2 tRNA genes and 2 rRNA genes are annotated in these 2,388 nt (G+C 51.8%); all 4 read right to left on the bottom strand.

What is annotated here, in order from left to right:
• A 23S ribosomal RNA gene (locus tag ACHHZ6_RS24635) occupies positions 1-1,216 on the bottom strand; the annotation flags it as partial.
• A 181-nt stretch (positions 1,217-1,397) separates the two neighbouring features.
• Positions 1,398-1,473: transfer RNA gene (locus tag ACHHZ6_RS24630), tRNA-Ala, on the bottom strand.
• Positions 1,474-1,581: 108 nt separating this feature from the next.
• Positions 1,582-1,658 (bottom strand) — tRNA-Ile (locus ACHHZ6_RS24625).
• A gap of 69 nt (positions 1,659-1,727) precedes the next feature.
• A 16S ribosomal RNA gene (locus ACHHZ6_RS24620) occupies positions 1,728-2,388 on the bottom strand; the annotation flags it as partial.

The raw sequence follows: 2,388 nt of genomic DNA, 5'->3' as shown, positions 1-2,388 counted from the left end.
CACCTTCAACGGCTTACAGAACGCTCCCCTACCCAACAACGCATAAGCGTCGCTGCCGCAGCTTCGGTGCATGGTTTAGCCCCGTTACATCTTCCGCGCAGGCCGACTCGACCAGTGAGCTATTACGCTTTCTTTAAATGATGGCTGCTTCTAAGCCAACATCCTGGCTGTCTGTGCCTTCCCACATCGTTTCCCACTTAACCATGACTTTGGGACCTTAGCTGGCGGTCTGGGTTGTTTCCCTCTTCACGACGGACGTTAGCACCCGCCGTGTGTCTCCCGTGATAACATTCTTCGGTATTCGTAGTTTGCATCGGGTTGGTAAGCCGGGATGGCCCCCTAGCCGAAACAGTGCTCTACCCCCGAAGATGAGTTCACGAGGCGCTACCTAAATAGCTTTCGGGGAGAACCAGCTATCTCCCGGTTTGATTGGCCTTTCACCCCCAGCCACAAGTCATCCGCTAATTTTTCAACATTAGTCGGTTCGGTCCTCCAGTTAGTGTTACCCAACCTTCAACCTGCCCATGGCTAGATCACCGGGTTTCGGGTCTATACCCTGCAACTTAACGCCCAGTTAAGACTCGGTTTCCCTTCGGCTCCCCTATACGGTTAACCTTGCTACAGAATATAAGTCGCTGACCCATTATACAAAAGGTACGCAGTCACACCACGAAGGTGCTCCCACTGCTTGTACGTACACGGTTTCAGGTTCTTTTTCACTCCCCTCGCCGGGGTTCTTTTCGCCTTTCCCTCACGGTACTGGTTCACTATCGGTCAGTCAGGAGTATTTAGCCTTGGAGGATGGTCCCCCCATATTCAGACAGGATACCACGTGTCCCGCCCTACTCTTCGAGTTCACAACCTGTGCATTTTCGTGTACGGGGCTGTCACCCTGTATCGCCGGACTTTCCAGACCGTTCCACTAACACACAAGCTGATTCAGACTCTGGGCTGCTCCCCGTTCGCTCGCCGCTACTGGGGGAATCTCGGTTGATTTCTTTTCCTCGGGGTACTTAGATGTTTCAGTTCCCCCGGTTCGCCTCGTTAACCTATGTATTCAGTTAACGATAGTGTGACGAATCACACTGGGTTTCCCCATTCGGACATCGCCGGGTCAAAGGTTCATATCACCTCGCCGGCGCTTTTCGCAGATTAGCACGTCCTTCATCGCCTCTGACTGCCAGGGCATCCACCGTGTACGCTTAGTCGCTTAACCTCACAACCCGAAGATGTTTCTTTCGATTCATCACCGACTTGCGAAAATTTGAGAGACTCGAACACACCATTTAAGATGTGTCGTTTCAATTTTCAGCTTGATCCAGATTTTTAAAGAGCAAAACTTCGCAGTGCACCTTTTCAGGTTCACTCTGAAGTTTTCTTGTGTTCGCAGTAAAAGATGGTGGAGCTATGCGGGATCGAACCGCAGACCTCCTGCGTGCAAAGCAGGCGCTCTCCCAGCTGAGCTATAGCCCCATCGTTTTGCCAATCTCTGTACCGGTAATTTTTGTTGAAGCAAGGCGTGGTGACACGAAGCATACTTAAGTATGTGAGTGTCGCCGCAACGCAGCATCAGCAAAAATTTGGTAGGCCTGAGTGGACTTGAACCACCGACCTCACCCTTATCAGGGGTGCGCTCTAACCACCTGAGCTACAAGCCTGCAGAGATTTTTACTGCTGTATTTCATCAGACAATCTGTGTGAGCACTACAAAGGCAGGTTCTTTAAGGTAAGGAGGTGATCCAACCGCAGGTTCCCCTACGGTTACCTTGTTACGACTTCACCCCAGTCATGAATCACAAAGTGGTAAGCGCCCTCCCGAAGGTTAAGCTACCTACTTCTTTTGCAACCCACTCCCATGGTGTGACGGGCGGTGTGTACAAGGCCCGGGAACGTATTCACCGTAGCATTCTGATCTACGATTACTAGCGATTCCGACTTCATGGAGTCGAGTTGCAGACTCCAATCCGGACTACGACGCACTTTATGAGGTCCGCTTGCTCTCGCGAGGTCGCTTCTCTTTGTATGCGCCATTGTAGCACGTGTGTAGCCCTACTCGTAAGGGCCATGATGACTTGACGTCATCCCCACCTTCCTCCAGTTTATCACTGGCAGTCTCCTTTGAGTTCCCGGCCGGACCGCTGGCAACAAAGGATAAGGGTTGCGCTCGTTGCGGGACTTAACCCAACATTTCACAACACGAGCTGACGACAGCCATGCAGCACCTGTCTCAGAGTTCCCGAAGGCACCAATCCATCTCTGGAAAGTTCTCTGGATGTCAAGAGTAGGTAAGGTTCTTCGCGTTGCATCGAATTAAACCACATGCTCCACCGCTTGTGCGGGCCCCCGTCAATTCATTTGAGTTTTAACCTTGCGGCCGTACTCCCCAGG

The organism is Enterobacter cloacae complex sp. 2024EL-00214 (assembly GCF_043945575.1).
Classification (GTDB): Bacteria; Pseudomonadota; Gammaproteobacteria; order Enterobacterales; family Enterobacteriaceae; genus Enterobacter; species Enterobacter cloacae_P.
Note: the sequence above shows the minus strand (reverse complement) of the source record. Positions and strands in the feature narration are given on the sequence as shown.